12 protein-coding genes are annotated in these 18,031 nt (G+C 64.4%); all 12 read left to right on the top strand.

Annotated elements, in window-relative coordinates:
- Window positions 1-157 precede the first annotated feature (157 nt).
- The 12 genes from QMX89_RS00145 to QMX89_RS00090 all read left to right on the top strand — a co-directional run bounded on the left by QMX89_RS00145 (window position 158) and on the right by QMX89_RS00090 (window position 17,990).
- The gene (locus tag QMX89_RS00145; protein WP_282345657.1) at window positions 158-4,441 is read left to right on the top strand and encodes a DUF6543 domain-containing protein; all 4,284 of its coding nucleotides are present in this window, start codon (window positions 158-160) and stop codon (window positions 4,439-4,441) included.
- Between the two features lie 21 nt (window positions 4,442-4,462).
- The gene (gene pap, locus QMX89_RS00140) at window positions 4,463-5,956 is read left to right on the top strand and encodes a polyphosphate:AMP phosphotransferase (RefSeq protein ID WP_056843793.1); all 1,494 of its coding nucleotides are present in this window, start codon (window positions 4,463-4,465) and stop codon (window positions 5,954-5,956) included.
- Between the two features lie 219 nt (window positions 5,957-6,175).
- Window positions 6,176-7,183, top strand: a complete 1,008-nt coding sequence (locus QMX89_RS00135; protein ID WP_282345654.1) for an aspartate-semialdehyde dehydrogenase — start codon at window positions 6,176-6,178, stop codon at window positions 7,181-7,183.
- Between the two features lie 127 nt (window positions 7,184-7,310).
- A complete protein-coding gene (locus tag QMX89_RS00130; RefSeq protein WP_282345652.1) occupies window positions 7,311-9,800 on the top strand; it encodes a FimV/HubP family polar landmark protein in 2,490 nt (829 codons plus the stop codon).
- A 125-nt stretch (window positions 9,801-9,925) separates the two neighbouring features.
- Window positions 9,926-10,798 (top strand): tRNA pseudouridine(38-40) synthase TruA, encoded by an 873-nt coding sequence (truA, locus tag QMX89_RS00125; RefSeq protein WP_049862179.1) that lies wholly within the window; start codon window positions 9,926-9,928, stop codon window positions 10,796-10,798.
- Window positions 10,799-10,837: 39 nt separating this feature from the next.
- Window positions 10,838-11,464: a phosphoribosylanthranilate isomerase gene (locus QMX89_RS00120; RefSeq protein WP_192068880.1), complete on the top strand. Its 627-nt coding sequence runs from the start codon at window positions 10,838-10,840 to the stop codon at window positions 11,462-11,464.
- 164 nt (window positions 11,465-11,628) lie between these two features.
- The gene (gene accD / locus QMX89_RS00115) at window positions 11,629-12,549 is read left to right on the top strand and encodes an acetyl-CoA carboxylase, carboxyltransferase subunit beta (RefSeq protein WP_049862177.1); all 921 of its coding nucleotides are present in this window, start codon (window positions 11,629-11,631) and stop codon (window positions 12,547-12,549) included.
- Entirely contained in the window at window positions 12,546-13,853 is a 1,308-nt protein-coding gene (gene folC, locus QMX89_RS00110; protein WP_049862176.1) for a bifunctional tetrahydrofolate synthase/dihydrofolate synthase, read from the top strand. The genes accD and folC overlap by 4 nt, the downstream gene beginning before the upstream one ends.
- Window positions 13,837-14,478, top strand: coding sequence for an SPOR domain-containing protein (locus QMX89_RS00105; protein WP_282345642.1), 642 nt, complete (start codon window positions 13,837-13,839; stop codon window positions 14,476-14,478). Before folC ends, QMX89_RS00105 begins: the two co-directional genes overlap by 17 nt.
- A gap of 181 nt (window positions 14,479-14,659) precedes the next feature.
- Window positions 14,660-15,217, top strand: a complete 558-nt coding sequence (locus QMX89_RS00100; RefSeq protein WP_049862174.1) for a CvpA family protein — start codon at window positions 14,660-14,662, stop codon at window positions 15,215-15,217.
- A gap of 41 nt (window positions 15,218-15,258) precedes the next feature.
- Window positions 15,259-16,764 (top strand): amidophosphoribosyltransferase, encoded by a 1,506-nt coding sequence (gene purF, locus QMX89_RS00095; RefSeq protein ID WP_056843788.1) that lies wholly within the window; start codon window positions 15,259-15,261, stop codon window positions 16,762-16,764.
- A gap of 14 nt (window positions 16,765-16,778) precedes the next feature.
- Window positions 16,779-17,990, top strand: a complete 1,212-nt coding sequence (locus QMX89_RS00090) for an O-succinylhomoserine sulfhydrylase (RefSeq protein ID WP_122743681.1) — start codon at window positions 16,779-16,781, stop codon at window positions 17,988-17,990.
- Window positions 17,991-18,031 lie beyond the last annotated feature (41 nt).

Below are 18,031 nucleotides of genomic sequence, written 5' to 3'. Positions count from 1 at the left end.
AAGCGGGCATTGTAACGCGCAGGCCTGGGTTCGCGAGCGCAAGGACGCTTGGGCCGCAGCGCAGCTCATGGCCGTCTTCAGGTGGTGATTAATACACGTCCCGGCAGGTTCCGCACTGGCTACCGTGCACGCTTCCTCTTTCGGCAAGGAGCCGAGCATGCACACGATCTACCCCCCAATGAGTGAAGCGGCCAGTGCCCGAGACAGTCGCCACGCACGCATCGTCGCGCAGCGGCTGCCCACCTGGTTGACCCAGGCCAGCCCGGCGATGCGCCAGGCCTTGAGCGCCAGTCAGAACGAGAGCCATGCCGCCAAGCTGGCCCTTGCTCCAGTGCTGGCCGAGTTGCGCGATGTCACCGAGTTCTGCGCCGACCTGGTGAGCGAAGCGATCCGCGAGCAGTTTCAACTCGACATCGACCCGCGTCGTTATTCGTTGGTGCGCGCCATGCACAACGTTGGGATGGGTTTCAGCCACCGCTGGCCCATCGAGCAGAACCTGCTGGTTGCCGCCATGCAGAACTTCGAGGCGAACCTGCAGTTTGCGCAGGGTTCGATGGTGCTGCCGGTCGGCGGGGTCGAGTACGTCACGGCCGACAAGGACATCGATTTCCGCGCCCGCAGCGACAAGCCGGCGATCGCCATCGATCCGAAGCGATTCACCACGATGTGCCGCAGCCTGGACCTGGGCAAGCAGTACCAGGCTCATCTGGATACGGTGTTCAAACCCGAACACGTGGCGGCACTGTTCAAGCGCAATGATCGCGCCCACTTTGCGGTGCTGACCCACATCGCCCGGTTGCGTGACGATATCGACGAAGATGCCTACCGCATGCTCCTGCAGGTTGCCGAAGGTGCAACGCCGGCCTGGGCGGGCAACGCGGTGCGCTATCACTGGCTGCGTCTGCTGGGCAGCACCGATTTCGCCGCCGTGGCGCTCTACGGCGTGCAGTTGATCGAATCGACCGTGGATGGCCGCTGCGTGGTGCTGATGCCGGGCGAGCCGGATCATCCGGTCAAGCAATACCCGTCGTTCAAGGCCTTTGCCGCAGCATTGGGAGAGAAGCTGAAGCAGACCGATTTCCGAAGCTATTTCGGCGCACTGGCTGGCGAGAAGTTCGCCGCACCGTTCATCCAGCGTCTGCTGCAACGGCTCGAAAACCCGGCTGGCGATTGGCAACAGCACCTGAACCTGGAAAAGCGCCCGGTGCTGGGCGATCTTTTCGAGTTGCAGCACAGCGATCGCTTGATCAAGGTCTACCAGGATGCCCGAGTGATGGCGGTGCCGACCGCCGATGAAGACGCCATTGCCCTGGAGCGTGAGCGTCGACGGTACCTGGGTGCCGGCATGACCCTGCTCAATATTGCCGGGCTGCTGGTCCCGGCACTGGGTACGGCGATGCTCGCCTGCGCTGCTGCACAGTTGCTGCATGAGGTGCTCAGCGGCATCGACGATTGGCGCCAGGGCGATGACCACGCCGCGTTCACCCACGTCATGGGCGTGGCCGAGAACCTGGCGACCATGGCGGTCTTCGCAGGCGCCGTGCACGCCGGCCGGACATGGATAGCGCCCAAAGTGCCCGAAGTGGCTGCCCAGACCCAGTTGGCAGAGCTGATACCGGTAACGCTCACTGACGGTCGCCACCATCTCTGGCATCCCAACCTGGACGAATACGTCGCCGTTCAGGCCTTGCCTGCCGATTTGCTGCCAGAAACCGATCGCCTCTACCACGATGAAACGCGTGACAGCGTAGTCATCGATGGCCGCGTCCACGACCTGCGCTTCGACGATCGCTACCGGCAATGGCGCATCACTCACCCAAGCGACACACAGGCCTATGAGCCCCTTATTGAAGAAACCAGTACGGGTTGGCGACTGGCCGCCGAGCAGCAACCCGAGGCACCTGGCACTACGCTACGTGACCGCCTGGGCTGGCGGCTGTCAGGCATGGAGCCGCAGGATCTTCACCATGCCCTGGCCAGCACCGGTCTGCCACAGGCCGCATTGGACGACATCCATGCCCAGGCCGATCAACCCGCCGCCCTGCTGACCGACGCGCTGCAACGCTTCGCCCTGCATCGTCAGGTGCAAAGCGCCGGACTGGCCGACGACGCCGCTCAGGCCCGGTTCGAAGCACTCTACGACGCCACCCATTTCGGCAGCGGCTCTGCCAGCCAACTGATTCGTCGCGATTTTCCTGCCCTGAGCGTGGCAGCCGCCGAAGAGGTGTTGCTTGATGTACCGCCGGGCGAACAGGCGCAGATGCTGTCCAACCGCCGCATTCCCCTGAAACTGGCCGAACGTGCCCGCATCTATCAGCAGTGCCAACGCCTGAACCGCGCGTTCGAAGGCCTGTGCTTCAGCGTCGCGCAGTCGGTGGACAGCCTCGAGCTGGCGCAGGCCATAAAGGTGGTGCTGGGTGAAACCGCCCAGGCCGATGCGGTGCGTGACTACGCTTTCGCCCATCGCGACGACTGTGCCCGCTGGCTGGGGCAGACGCCGTCACTGGATCGCTTCAGAGCACCGATGCGCGATGGGTACGGGCGCGCGGGTTACCCCATGAGCGGCCGGCGCGAGGTGGCCCTGTCGCGCCGAGTGCTGGTGGCGCGCATTCGTCGTGTCTACCCCGGCACCAGCGAACGGGCCGCGCGCGAATTGTTGGGATTGTACGAGGAGACCGGCATGAGTCGCGCCGGCATCATGCAGGGGTTGGACAACCTGACCTACGAGCGCGGGCAAATGCACGCTCAACTGGAAGCCTGGTCCCGTCGACCGGCGCCGGCCAATCTACCGGCGCGGTACAACGCCAGCAGCGGCGACCTGGTGTACTACCGCGCCGATGTCACGGCACGGCTGGACATTGCCTGGCGCCGCCAACTGCCCTCCGAGCGCGCCGCCCATGGCTTCAACTATTACCTCAACCTCACCTACGTGCCGCTGCTCGACTTTCCCGCCCTGAGCGCTGACCTGCGCTTCGTCACACACCTGAACCTGACCGGCAGCACGATAGATGCTCAGGCGCTGACCAACCTATTGGGCAGCTTTGCGCAACTGCGCAGTTTGACGCTGCGTGAATGCGCCCTCGGCCATCTACCCGAAGCGGTCGATCGGTTGACTCAACTGACCGAGCTGGACTTGACGTTGTGCAATCTGACCCTGGATCAGGCGTTACTCGACCGGCTTGGCCGCCTGCCCAATCTGAGCATGCTGAACCTGAGCGGCAACACCGTGGGCGAGATCGCTTCGTCCAGCGGCTTCGCCCAGCTTCAGCAACTGAACCTGGCAGGCCTGGCTCTGCCTCATTGGCCACAGTGGGCTTCGCGTCTGCCAGCGTTGCGCACCTTGAACCTGTACCGCACTCGACTGCGTCACATCCCCGATGCAGTATTTGCCGAAATGGCCGAGGAGCGCAGTGTCGATGTCTTTCTCGATCGTAATTCGTTGGACACTCAAACGCTGCGTCAGCTGGGCAGCGCACGGCCGCAACGACGGTTCCAGTTTTATACCCACCGCACCAACGACGTCCGTCCGACTCGGGTGGGACGGCCTTCGGTCGACCCCTGGCTGCAGGGTGCCAGTGAAGTGGAGCGACGCCATCGCGCGCAGCTTTGGCAGGGACTGACCGAAGAAGAGGGGTCGGCGGCCTTCATCGACCTGATCGACAATCTGCGCCGTACGCCGGATTTCATCAGCAATGCGGCCGAAATGACGCGGCGCGTGTGGAACGTCATCGTCGGTGCCTCCGCGAATCGTCAGTTGCGCCAGCGTCTCTACACCATGGCCGAGCAGTTGGACACCTGCGTGGATGGCGAGCGGCTGATGTTCAGCGACATGGAGGTGCAGGTGCTGCAGCACGACGCCCTGCAAGGCGCCACTTGGGCGCAGCGTGGCCAGCGCCTTTATGAACTGGCCCGTGGGCTGTTCAGGCTCGACCAGCTCGAAGCCATCGCCCGCCGTATCATCACCGAGCGCCGACGCCGGGGCATCGTCGTCGATGAAGCGGAAGTGCGCATGGCCTTGCGGACCTACCTGGCTCGTCGTCTGAGCTTGCCCGGGCAGCCGCACAGCATGGCTTATGCGGCGACTGCCGGCATTGGTGTCGAGATCTACGACGCGGCGCAGACCGAGGTCCTGCAAACCGAAAACGGAGCGGCCTTCGCGACGTTCATGCCGCGTCAGACCTTCTGGGCCGACTACCTGCGCGAACGCTACGCACGAACCCTGGAGGTGCGCCTGGCGCCCTTCGCCGACGAACTCACTGCGCTCGATGACAGCCAGGAGCCGGGCAGCAGTGGTGATTACCTGCGTCGCGCCAACGACATCGCCCGGCGTCGCCAGGACGCCGAGAACACCTTGCTTGCCGAACTAACCCTGCTCGAACAGGTCGGCTTCAATAGTGATACACAGCGTAGCGCCGAGCCCAGCGAGGTTCAGTCAAGCTAACCGACGAGGAATGCCTGCCCCATGTTCGAATCTGCTGAAATTGGTCATGCCATCGACAAGGACACCTATGAAGCGCGCTTGCCAGCCTTGCGCGAAGCGCTGCTCGAGGCCCAGTACGAGCTCAAGGAGCAGGCGCGCTTTCCGGTGATCGTGCTGATCAATGGGGTCGAAGGGGCCGGCAAGGGCGAGACGGTCAAGTTGCTCAACGAATGGATGGACCCGCGCCTGATCGAGGTGCGGACCTTCGACGACAAGACCGACGAAGAACTCGCCCACCCACCGGCCTGGCGCTACTGGCGTCAGCTGCCGGCCAAGGGCCGCATGGGCGTGTTCTTTGGCAACTGGTACAGCCAGATGATCCAGGATCGCGTCCATGGCGATATCAAGGACGGCCGTCTGGAACAAGCCATCAACGGTGCGCAGCGGCTGGAGCGGATGCTCTACGACGAAGGCGCGCTGATCTTCAAATTCTGGTTCCATCTGTCCAAACAGCAGATGAAGGCGCGGCTCAAGTCGCTGCGTGACGATCCATTGCACAGCTGGCGAATCAGCCCGCTGGACTGGCAACAGTCCAAGACCTACGACCGCTTCGTACGCTTCGGCGAACGCGTGGTCCGCAGGACCGACCGCGACTATGCGCCGTGGCATGTGATCGAAGGTGCCGATGCCCACTACCGCAGCCTGGCGGTTGGACAGATTCTTCTGGAGGGTTTGCAGGCCGCCCTCAAGGCGCCTGCCAAACCCAAGGCTCAGGCTGTGGCCACTTTGGGCGAGAGCATCGACAAGCGCAGCCTGATCGGCAGCCTGGACCTGAGCAAGCGGCTGGAAAAAGACGATTACGAACGCCAACTGATCGCCGAGCAGGCGCGTCTGGCGGGGCTGATGCGCGACAAGCGCATGCGCCGTCATGCCTTGGTGGCCGTGTTCGAAGGCAACGATGCGGCCGGCAAGGGCGGTGCGATCAAACGCGTCGCCGCTGCGCTGGACCCGCGCCAGTACCACATCGTGCCCATCGCCGCGCCCACTCAGGACGAACTGGCCCAGCCCTACCTGTGGCGGTTCTGGCGCCAGCTGCCGGCGCGCGGCAAATTCACCGTGTTCGATCGCTCCTGGTATGGCCGCGTGCTGGTGGAACGGGTCGAGGGTTTTTGCAGTGCGTCTGATTGGATGCGTGCCTACAGCGAAATCAACGACTTCGAAGAACAACTCACCGAGGCCGGCGTGGTGCTGGTCAAATTCTGGCTGGCCATCGACGAGCAGACCCAGCTCGAGCGCTTCAAGGAGCGCGAACAGATCCCCTTCAAGCGTTTCAAGATCACCGAAGACGATTGGCGCAACCGTGAGAAATGGGGCGCCTATCGCGATGCCGTGGGCGACATGGTCGACCGCACCAGCAGCGAGGTGGCGCCCTGGACGCTGGTGGAGGCCAATGACAAGCGTTGGGCACGGGTCAAGGTGCTGCGCACGATCAACGACGCACTCGAAGCGGCGTTCAAAAGAGACAAAAAGGACTGAGCGATCGCATCGCACCGTTCGCGGCCGATGACCGCTCCTACTTCTGGCGTGCGCATGTTCGTAGGAGCGGTCCGTGGCCGCGAAGAGTGCGCCGCGCTGGTTCTGGCGAGCCCCGGCGTCTGTTTCGCGGCCGATGACCGCTGCTGCGGGATGCGACGCGGACAAAACGGTCGATAACCGATAGAGTGCGCGGCCTGTTCATACTTCGAGGACCTGCCCATGCCCCAGACTTTCGACATCGCCGTGATCGGCGCCACCGGTACGGTCGGCGAAACGCTTGTGCAGGTGCTGGAAGAACGGGACTTTCCGGTCGGCGCATTGCATCTGCTGGCCAGCAGCGAATCGGCTGGCGCGTCGGTGGCGTATCGCGGCAAGAACGTGCGTGTGCGTGAAGTCGATCAGTTCGATTTCAGTCTGGTCAAATGGGTGTTTTTCGCAGCCGGTCCCGCAGTGACCCGCAGCTTCGCCCCGCGTGCGACGGCGGCCGGTTGCACGATCATCGATCTTTCGGGCGGCCTGCCGGTGAACGAGGCGCCCAATGTGGTGCCGGAAGCCAACGCCGCCATACTTGCCGATCTACCGCTGCCCGTGCAGGTGGCCAGCCCCAGCGCCGCCGCCATTGCCCTGGCCGTGATCCTGGCGCCCCTGCGCGCTGTGCTGGATCTCCAGCAGGTCCACGTCACGGCGTGCCTGGCCGTGTCGGCCCTTGGTCGCGAAGCGGTCAGCGAACTGGCCCGGCAGACTGCCGAACTGCTCAATGTACGGCCGCTGGAGCCGCGCTTCTTCGACCGCCAGATGGCCTTCAACCTGCTGGCGCAGGTTGGCACGCCCGACGCGCAGGGCCATGTGCCGCTGGAACGCCGTCTGGTGAGCGAACTGCGTGAGCTGCTCGGCATGCCGACCTTGAAGATTTCGGTGACCTGCTTGCAGGCCCCGGTGTTCTTCGGCGACAGCTACAGCATCGCCGTGCAGAGCGGCACCGCGCTCGACCTTGCCGCCGTCAACCAGGTCCTGGCGACAGCGCCGGGTATCGAAACGGTGGAAGACGACTACCCTACAGCGGTGGGCGATGCGGTGGGCCAGGACGTGGTGTACGTGGGCCGTGTGCGTACCGGCATTGATGATCCCCAGGCGCTTAGCCTGTGGGCCACGGTGGACAACGTGCGCAAGGGTGCAGCCCTGAATGCGGTACAAGTGGCCGAGTTGTTGATTAAAGGTCATGGCTAAAAGATACTTGCCGACAATTTGCAGAGGGTTGGCACGCTTTGCCCAGCTGATCGCGTGTGACAGTCGTTCGTGCGACAGTGCAAGCTTCTTCTCGCTTGCCGAGGAATGTTCAAACAAGGATTAGGCCATGGTTCAAGTTCGCAAACTGGTGTTAGCAATGGCTGCCGCTTCGGCGCTGTCGTCCGGTATCGCCAACGCCCTGGAGCTGGGGGAATTGACCCTCAGGTCCGCGGTGAACCAGCCTCTGCTGGCCGAGATAGAACTGCTCGACGTGCGCGGTCTGAGCGCCGCCGAGGTCCAGCCCGTGCTGGCCCCGGCCGAGGAGTTCAGCAAGGCGGGCGTCGAGCGCCAGGCGTTTCTGGACAGCCTGCGCTTCACGCCGGTGATCAACGCCAATGGCCGCAGCATCATCCGTGTGACCTCGACCCAACCCTTGTCCGCGCCGCTGGTGAAGTTTCTGGTTCAGGTCAACTTCCCCAGCGGTCGTCTGCTGCGCGACTACAGCATGCTGCTCGATCCGGCGCAGTTTGCTCCGCAGGCCGCGCAAGCCGCGCAGAACGCTCCTCGACCTGCAGTGAGTGCGCCGGCGGCCACCGTCAACCAGGCGTCCTACACAACCGGTTCGCGCGATACGCTGTGGGAAATCGCCGCGCGCAATCGCCAGGGCGGTTCGGTCCAGCAGGCCATGCTGGCCATCCAGGCGCTCAACCCCGACGCGTTCCTGGACGGTAACATCAACCGTCTCAAGACCGGGCAGGTCCTGCGCATGCCTGACGTGCAACAGACATCGGCCACTGCGCCTGGGCCGGCAGTGGCCGAAGTCGCGCGACAGAATGCTGCGTGGCGCGAAGGCCGTCGGCTGGGCCCGCGTGCCCAGCAGGTCGACGCCACGCGGCGCGGCAATGGCACACCGGCCCCGGCCGCTGCGCCGCCGCAGGACAACCTCAGCCTGGTGTCGGGTGCCAGCGAGGCCAACGGTCCGGCAGGCGATGCCAAGGCATTGGACCAGAAGCTTGCCGTGACCCAGGAAGCGCTGGATGCCACCCGGCGTGACAACGAAGAACTGCGCAGCCGCAACGCCGACCTGCAGAGCCAGCTCGACAAGTTGCAGAAGCTGATCCAGCTCAAGAACGACCAACTGGCCAAGATGCAGGCGGCTGGCGCCGATGTGCCGGTGCCTGCCGAAGCCCTGGTCCCGGCCGAGGCGCTGGCGCCCACAGCCGATGGCAGCGCGCCTGCCACCGGTGACCCCACTGCGACAACCAACGCCGAGCTGGTTCCGGCACCGACCGTGCCGGGTGCCACCGAACAGGTCAACCCGGACGCTGCCGCCAGTACGCCGGTAGCGCCTCAGGGTGAGCCGCTGGACGCCGTCAACGATCCGGCCGACGCCGCCGCTTCCGACCAGCCCGCCGACAATTCCACCCTGCTGATGGTGGTCGGTGCCAGCGCCCTGGCCGCGCTGCTGTTGCTGCTGCTGTTGCTGGCCCGCCGCCGCAAGGCGCAACAGGAAGCCGAAAAGCACATGCGCATGGCCCGTGCCCTGGCCGAAGAGCCGGACCACGGCCCGGACCTCGACCTGCCGCCCAACAGCTTCGAAGGGCTGGAGCGCCCGGCCGCGACCGTGCACCTGACCCCGGCCATGGTCGCCGCCTCGGTAGCCGGCGCCCGAGCCAGCGCCGCGCCTTCCACGTTCGCTGCGGCGCCTGAGCAGACCGTACTGCCCACGCCACCACTGCGCCCCAGCATCGACACCGATGAAGGTCTGTTCGCGGAAGTGGAACAGAGCATAGCCCGTGGCCGTCTCAATCACGCCGCCGAATTGCTGGAAGCTGCGACCGAACGTGAGCCCAAGCGCAGCGACCTGCGCTTGAAGCTGATGGAAGTCTACGGCTTGCAAGGTGACCGCGATGGTTTCGTCAGTCAGGAGCGACAGCTGATTGCCACGGGCCAGAACCACGCCGATGTCGAGCGCTTGAAGACCCGCTTCCCGGCCATGCTCGGCGCCGCTGCGGCAGCTGCCGGTGCGGCGGCGGTTGCTGCGCAAATGGATGCGGAGTATGTCAAGCAGCTGCTGCAGGACGAGCCTGGCGCGGCCGATTCGCTGGACGGCACCTTCGACACCGATTTCGATCTGAACCTGGACGACACTCAGGACACCGCGCCCACCACGGACAGCAACATCGATTTCGACACCCTGCTGGCCGAACAGAAAGCGGCAGCCGCGAGCCCGGCCGACGACAAAGACACGACATTGCCGGAAGATTTCGACCTGTCCCTGGCCGAAGATGCTCAGAAGCCGCAGACACAGGAATCGCGCCTGACCGAGATCAACGCGGAGCTGGAAAAACTCTCCGACGGCTTTGCCCGCACACCTATGGCCGAACCGTTCGCCACGCCACCCAAACCCGAAGACCTCCCGCCGATCGAAGGCGAAGATGATTTCGACTACCTCGACGGTGGCGACGAGGCCGGCACCAAGCTGGACCTGGCTCGTGCCTACATCGAAATGGGCGACAACGACGGCGCGCGCGACATCCTGGGTGAAGTGCTCAAGGAAGGCAGCGCCGGGCAGCAGGGCGAGGCACGCGAAATGCTGGGGCGTATCAGCCGATAATCCGGGGGTGCCGTCGCCGGCCCCCTGTGGAAGCGGGCTCTGCCCGTGAAGGCGGCGGACCAGGCGTCGCAATTTCAGGATCCGGTATAATCGCCGCCATCGCTTAACCAACAGGCTGCAACTTCGTGCAAAACATCGACAACTCGGCCGCCGAATCGGCGGCCGACGGCTTTTACCGTATCGCGCTGGGCGTGGAGTACAAAGGCTCGCGCTACCGCGGCTGGCAGCGCCAGGCGTCGGGCGTGCGCACCGTCCAGGAAACCCTCGAAGACGCTCTGGGCAAGGTCGCAGCCTCGCCCGTCTCGCTGATGTGCGCCGGCCGCACCGACGCCGGGGTTCATGCCTGCGGCCAGGTGGTGCACTTCGACACCCAGGCCGAACGCAGCATGAAAGCCTGGGTAATGGGCGCCAACATCAACCTGCCCCACGACGTCAGCGTCACCTGGGCCAAGGTCATGCCGCCCAATTTTCACGCGCGCTTCAAGGCCATCGCCCGACGCTACCGCTACGTCATCTACAACGACCAGATCAGGCCCGCGCACCTGGGCGAGGAAATCACCTGGAATCACCGCCCGCTGGACGTCACCCGCATGGCCGCCGCCGCGCAGGCACTGGTCGGTACCCATGATTTCAGCGCCTTCCGCGCCGGTCAGTGCCAGGCCAAGTCACCGATCAAGCAACTGCATCACCTGCGGGTCACCCAGCACGGCAAGATGATCGTCATCGACGTGCGCGCCAATGCCTTCCTGCACCACATGGTGCGCAACATCGCCGGCGTGCTGATGACCATCGGCACCGGCGAGCGGCCCATCGAGTGGGCCGCGGAAGTGTTACAGAGTCGGGTGCGCAGGACCGGCGGTGTCACTGCCCATCCGTTCGGGCTGTACCTGGTGCAGGTCGAGTACCGTGACGAGTTTCCCTTGCCCGAACGCTATATCGGCCCCCACTTCCTGACCGGGTTCGACACACTGGCTGACGTTACCGACAGCATTTGCTAACATCCGCCGTTCCCTAGCCAAGTCGAGGTACTCGCCGACATGTCAGCCGTTCGCAGCAAAATCTGCGGTATTACCCGCATAGAGGATGCTTTGGCCGCTGCGCACGCCGGTGCCGATGCGATCGGGTTGGTGTTCTATGCCAAAAGTCCGCGGGCGGTGAACGTCCAGCAAGCCCGCGCGATCATCGCCGCGCTGCCGCCGTTCGTGACCACTACGGGCCTGTTCGTCAACGCCAGCCGCTGCGAGTTGGGCGAAATCCTCGATGCCGTGCCGCTGGACCTGCTGCAGTTCCATGGCGACGAAACGCCGGCCGAGTGCGAGGGTTACCACCGTCCGTACATCAAGGCCCTGCGCGTGCGCCCCGGCGACGATCTGCAGGCGGCTTGCCGCGCCTATCGCAACGCCAGCGGCATTCTGCTCGACACCTTCGTGTCCGGCGTGCCCGGCGGTACTGGCGAAGCCTTCGACTGGTCGCTGGTGCCCGAGCACCTGGACAAGCCGATCGTGCTGGCCGGCGGGCTTCACGCGGGCAACGTCGCCCAGGCCATCACTCAGGTCAAACCCTGGGCGGTGGATGTCAGCGGCGGGGTCGAGTCGAGCAAGGGCATCAAGGACCACGGCAAGATCGACGCTTTCATCAAGGCGGTGCGTGGGAGCGGCATGTGACGGCGCGCTGCCCGGCACCGTCCATACGTTTCGCGAAACGCGCGGCACGCAGGTATCAAGCCTGCGCCACGCTCGCCCACGCATTCGTTTCATATCTGAACACGCTCAAGAGCATGCGCGGGACCTGGCCAGGCCAGCAGTCCCCGGTACTGGAGAAATAAAGCATGAGCAACTGGTTGGTAGACAAGCTGATCCCTTCGATCATGCGATCGGAAGTGAAGAAAAGCTCGGTGCCCGAAGGCCTGTGGCACAAATGCCCGTCCTGCGAAGCAGTGCTGTACCGTCCGGAGCTGGAGAAGACCCTCGACGTCTGCCCCAAGTGCAACCACCACATGCGTATCGGTGCACGCGCGCGCCTGAACATCTTCCTCGACGAAGAGGGCCGTGCCGAGCTGGGCGCCGATCTGGAGCCGGTCGATCGCCTGAAATTCCGCGACGGCAAGAAGTACAAGGATCGCCTGACCGCCGCGCAGAAGCAGACCGGTGAAAAGGATGCGCTGATCTCCATGAGCGGCACCCTGCTGGGCATGCCGGTGGTGGCCAGCGCCTTCGAATTTTCCTTCATGGGTGGCTCCATGGGCGCCATCGTCGGCGAGCGCTTCGTGCGCGCCGCCAACTATGCCCTGGAAAATCGCTGCCCGATGATCTGCTTCGCCGCCTCCGGTGGTGCGCGCATGCAGGAAGCGCTGATCTCGCTGATGCAGATGGCCAAGACCTCGGCGGTCCTGGCGCGCCTGCGCGAAGAGGGCATTCCGTTCATTTCGGTGCTGACCGACCCGGTCTACGGCGGCGTTTCTGCCAGCCTGGCCATGCTGGGTGACGTGATCGTCGCCGAGCCCAAGGCGTTGATCGGTTTCGCCGGCCCGCGCGTGATCGAACAGACCGTGCGCGAGAAGCTGCCCGAAGGCTTCCAGCGCAGCGAGTTCCTCATCGAACATGGCGCCATCGACATGATCATTTCGCGCCAGGAACTGCGTCCGCGCCTGGGCAGCCTGCTGGCTCAGTTCATGGGCCTGCCGACGCCCACCTACGTGGCCGCTCCGATCGAGCCCATCGTGGTGCCACCGGCGCCTGCCAACGTATGACCGAGCGTAGCCTGAGCCAGTGGCTCGCCTACCTGGAGCAGTTGCATCCGGCGGCCATCGACATGGGCCTGGACCGTTGCCGCGAAGTCGCGCAACGCCTGGGCCTGGGCAGGCCGGCCGAACGTGTGGTGACGGTCACCGGCACCAACGGCAAGGGTTCGACCTGCGCCTACATCGCTGCACTGATGCAGGACCGCGAGCTGAAGGTCGGGGTCTATGCCTCGCCGCATCTGTTGCGCTACAACGAGCGGGTCGTGATCGATGGCCAGCAGGCCACCGACGCCCAGTTGTGCGAAGCGTTCACGGCCGTTGAAGCGGCGCGTGGTGCGACCACCCTGACCTATTTCGAGATGGGCACCCTGGCCGCGTTCTGGTTGTTCCAGCGTGCCGAGCTCGACGCCGTGGTTCTGGAAGTCGGCCTGGGTGGTCGGCTCGACGCCGTCAACCTGGTGGATGCCGACCTCGCCGTGATCACCAGCATCGGTCTGGATCATGCCGAATACCTGGGCGATACCCGCGAGTCGGTGGCCTTCGAGAAGGCCGGTATCCTGCGTGCCGGCGTGCCGGCCTTGTGCGGCGATATCGATCCTCCACAGCCATTGCTCGATCAGGTGGCCACCTTGGGCTGTCCGCTCTATCTGCGTGGTCGCGACTACGATTTCACCGAGCATGACGATCACTGGTCGTGGCGAGGCGTGGACGTCGAAGGCTACCCGGTCGAGCTGCTGTCGTTGCCGCTGCCCAGCCTGCCGCTGGAGAACGCGGCGCTGGCCCTGCAGGTCTACGTCGCCCTGGATCTGCCGCGCGACGCCGCGCGCATCGGGTGGGCACTGGCACATACCCGAGTGGCCGGTCGCCTGGATCGCCACCGGGTGAACGTGGCAGGCAAGACGCTCGACATTCTCCTGGACGTGGGTCACAACCCGCACGCTGCGCGCTTCCTGGCCGAGCGTCTGGCCCGCCAGCCTTTGACGGGCCGGCGTCTGGCGGTGTTCGGCCTGCTGGCCGACAAGGATCTGGCCGGTGTGGTCGAGCCATTGGCTCCTGTCATCGCCGAGTGGGCGGTGGCACCGCTGAAAACGCCTCGCACCCGGCCAGCCGCCGAGTTGAATGCTGCACTCCTGAACCTTGGCGCTACCACGACGTCTCATGGCAGCCTCGCCGATGCACTCGAAGCGCAGTGCGAAGCAGCGGGCGAGGGTGACGAGATTCTGGTGTTCGGCTCGTTCCACTGTGTCGCCCAGGCCTTGAAATGGATGTATGGCAACGTAGAACGGGAGAACGTGGATGGCATTGCCCAGTAAGGTGTTCAAGCAGCGCATGATCGGCGCGTTGGTGCTGATCGCGCTGGCGGTGATTTTCCTGCCGATGCTGTTTTCGCGGCAGGACGACACCGTGCGCCAGGTTCAGGTGCAGGCCCCGGCAGCACCCCAGGCGCCGGCCGCGCCACAGGTACAGGTCGAGCCGGTTGCCGTGCCCGAGCCGCAGATCATCGAGTCCGAGCCAGTGCCTCAGCAGGCCCCGGTGCAAGCGAGCGCGCCGAGCCAGCCCATCCAGCCGGTGCCCACAGCGCCTGCCGCAGCTGCGAAGAAGCCAGTGGAATCGGTGCAGCCCTCGGCACCGATTGCAGCCGCCAAGGTGGCACCGGCTGCCAAGCCGGACACCGCCAGCAAGATCGACCCCAACGGGCTGCCGGTCAGCTGGTCGGTGCAGTTGGCCAGTCTGTCCAACCGTGCCAGTGCCGACGCTCTGCAGAAGAGCTTGCGTACACAGGGCTACAACGCCTACGTGCGCTCGGCCGATGGCAAGAACCGGGTATTCGTCGGGCCATTGGTCGAACGCGCCGAGGCCGAACGGTTGCGTGACGTGATCAATCGCCAGCAGAAGCTCCAGGGCTTCGTGGTGCGCTTCGAGCCTGAGCGCGGCTGAGGACTTGGTCCGCCGTTGGATCGTGTCGCTTTCTTCGCGGCCGCTGAGCGCTCCTGCGGGAAGCTGCAGGAGCGCTCAGCGGCCGCGAAAGGGCGCGCTACGGTGCAGGCGACAATCGCCGCTTACTACCGCGCCCGCGCTCTGCTAAAATGCGCCGCCTTATCCGTATGCAGGCCGCACCGTGGCATTTACCTGGGTCGACTGGGCGATCATTGCGATCATCGCCATCTCCGCACTGATCAGCTTGACACGCGGCTTCGTCAAGGAAGCCCTGTCGCTGGTCACGTGGATAGTCGCAGGTGGCGTGGCCTGGCTGTTCGGCGGTTCGCTCGCCGGTTACTTCGAAAACTACATCCAGACGCCATCGGCACGTGTCATCGCAGGCTGTGCCGTGCTGTTCGTGGCCACCTTGCTGGTCGGCGCCATGGTCAACTACCTGATCGGCGAACTCATTCGCGTCACCGGACTGTCGGGCACCGACCGCTTTCTGGGCATGGTCTTCGGCGCCGCGCGCGGTGGCTTGCTGGTGGTGGTGGCCGCCGGACTGCTGAGCCTGGGGCCGGTTCAACAGGATGCCTGGTGGCAGGAATCACGCCTGCTGCCGCAATTTCTTTTGGTTGCTGATTGGTCGAAAAACCTCATCCTGGGGATGTCCAGTCAGTGGCTCGCCAGCGGAATCAGCGCACCGGCTGACATTCCGTTCAAGGAACACCTCTTGCCTGCCGCGAAAGCGCAGTGAGTGGTGCTCAGTTCAGATTCATTAAGTAGGGGTTGCGTCGCATGTGTGGCATCGTCGGTATCGTCGGTAAGTCGAACGTCAATCAAGCGCTGTATGACGCGCTAACGGTCCTCCAACACCGCGGCCAGGATGCTGCCGGTATCGTTACCAGTAGCGATGGCAAGTTGTTCCTGCGCAAGGACAACGGGCTGGTACGGGACGTTTTCCAGCAGCGCCATATGCAGCGGCTGGTCGGGCACATGGGTATTGGCCATGTGCGCTATCCCACGGCAGGCAGCTCGACCTCGGCCGAGGCCCAGCCGTTCTACGTCAACTCGCCCTACGGCATCACCCTGGCGCACAACGGCAACCTGACCAACGTCGAGCAGCTGGCCAAGGAGATCTACGAATCGGACCTGCGTCACGTCAACACCAACTCCGACTCCGAAGTGCTGCTCAACGTCTTCGCCCATGAACTGGCGGTGCGCGGCAAGCTGCAGCCTACCGAGGAAGACGTGTTTGCGGCCGTCACCGACGTGCACAAGCGCTGCACCGGCGGTTACGCAGTGGTGGCCATGATCACCGGCTACGGTATCGTCGGTTTCCGCGACCCGCATGCGATCCGCCCGATCGTGTTCGGCCAGCGGCACACCGACGAAGGCGTGGAGTACATGATCGCTTCCGAAAGCGTGTCCCTGGACGTGCTCGGCTTTACCCTGATCCGCGACCTCGCACCGGGCGAAGCGGTGTACATCACCGAAGACGGCAAGCTGCACACTCGCCAGTGCGCACCCAACCCGCAATACGCGCCGTGCATCTTCGAACACGTCTACCTTGCACGTCCAGACTCCATCATCGATGGCATCTCAGTGTACAAGGCACGTCTGCGCATGGGCGAGAAGCTGGCCGACAAGATCCTGCGCGAGCGTCCCGAGCACGACATCGACGTGGTCATCCCGATCCCGGACACCAGCCGCACCGCAGCCCTGGAACTGGCCAACCATTTGGGCGTGAAGTTTCGCGAAGGCTTCGTCAAGAACCGCTACATCGGCCGTACCTTCATCATGCCCGGCCAGGCTGCGCGCAAGAAATCGGTACGCCAGAAGCTCAATGCCATCGAGCTGGAATTCCGCGGCAAGAACGTGATGCTGGTGGACGACTCGATCGTACGCGGCACCACCTGCAAGCAGATCATCCAGATGGCGCGCGAAGCGGGCGCCAAGAATGTCTATTTCTGCTCGGCTGCTCCAGCCGTGCGCTACCCGAACGTCTACGGCATCGACATGCCGAGTGCGCATGAGTTGATCGCGCACAACCGCAGTACCCAGGAAGTGGCCGATCTGATCGGTGCCGACTGGCTGATCTACCAGGACCTGCCCGACCTGATCGACGCGGTCGGTGGCGGCAAGGTCAAGATCGAGAACTTCGACTGCGCGGTGTTCGACGGCAAGTACGTCACCGGCGATATCGACGAGTTCTACCTGAACAAGATCGAACAGGCGCGCAATGACTCCAACAAGAGCAAGTCTCAGGCGGTCAGCGCGATCATAGACCTCTACAACAACTGATTGGGAGCAACGGCATGACACAGGAATGGGATGCCGGGCGACTGGATAGCGATCTGGAAGGGGTGTCCTTCGACACCCTGGCCGTTCGCGCCGGCCAGCACCGCACGCCGGAAGGCGAACACAGCGATCCGCTGTTCTTCACCTCCAGCTACGTTTTCCGTACCGCGGCCGATGCTGCGGCGCGTTTTGCCGGCGAAGTGCCGGGTAACGTCTACTCGCGTTACACCAACCCCACCGTGCGCTCCTTCGAAGAGCGCCTGGCCGCCCTGGAAGGCGCCGAGCAGGCCGTCGGTTTTGCCACTGGCATGGCGGCGATTACTGCGGTGGTCATGAGCCTGTGCAGCGCGGGCGACCATGTGCTGGTTTCGCAGAGCGTGTTCGGCTCGACCATCAGCCTGTTCGAGAAGTACTTCAAGCGCTTCGGCATCGAGGTGGACTACGTGCCACTGGCTGACGTCGGCGGCTGGGAGCGGGCCATCAAGGCCAATACCAGGCTGCTGTTCGTCGAGTCGCCGTCCAATCCATTGGCCGAGCTGGTGGACATCACCGCCCTGAGCGCAGTGGCCAGGGCCGGTGGTGCGATGCTGGTGGTCGACAACTGCTTCAGCACGCCGGCCTTGCAGCAGCCGCTGGTTCTGGGTGCCGACATCGTCGTGCACTCGGCGACCAAGTTCATCGACGGCCAGGGTCGTTGCATGGGCGGCGCGGTGTGTGGGCGCAGCAAGGAGATGAACGAGGTGCTCGGTTACCTGCGCACCGCCGGTTCGACCCTGAGCCCGTTCAACGCCTGGATCTTCCTCAAGGGCCTGGAAACGCTCAACCTGCGCATGCGTGCTCATTGCGCCAGTGCCCAGGCGCTGGCCGAGTGGCTGGAAGCGCAGGACGGGATCGAGAAGGTGCATTACTCGGGTCTGGCGAGCCATCCGCAGCACGAACTGGCCAAGCGTCAGACCAAGGGTTTTGGCGCAGTGGTCAGTTTCGAGGTCAAGGGAGGCAAGGAGGGCGCCTGGCGCTTCATCGATGCCACGCGTCTGATCTCGATCACCGCCAACCTGGGTGACAGCAAGACCACCATCACCCACCCGGCCACCACCTCGCACGGGCGCCTGTCGCCAGCCGAGCGCGAAGCGGCAGGGATTCGTGACAGCCTGATCCGGGTGGCGGTAGGCCTGGAAGACGTGGGCGACCTGCAAGCCGATCTCGCGCGCGGGCTGGCTGCGCTGTAAGGGCTGAAGGCCTCTTCGCGGGCAGAGCCCGCTCCCACAGG

Source organism: Pseudomonas sp. PS01301, assembly GCF_029960215.1.
GTDB classification, from domain to species: Bacteria; Pseudomonadota; Gammaproteobacteria; order Pseudomonadales; family Pseudomonadaceae; genus Aquipseudomonas; species Aquipseudomonas coleopterorum.
This window is presented reverse-complemented; position numbering and strand designations above follow the sequence as displayed.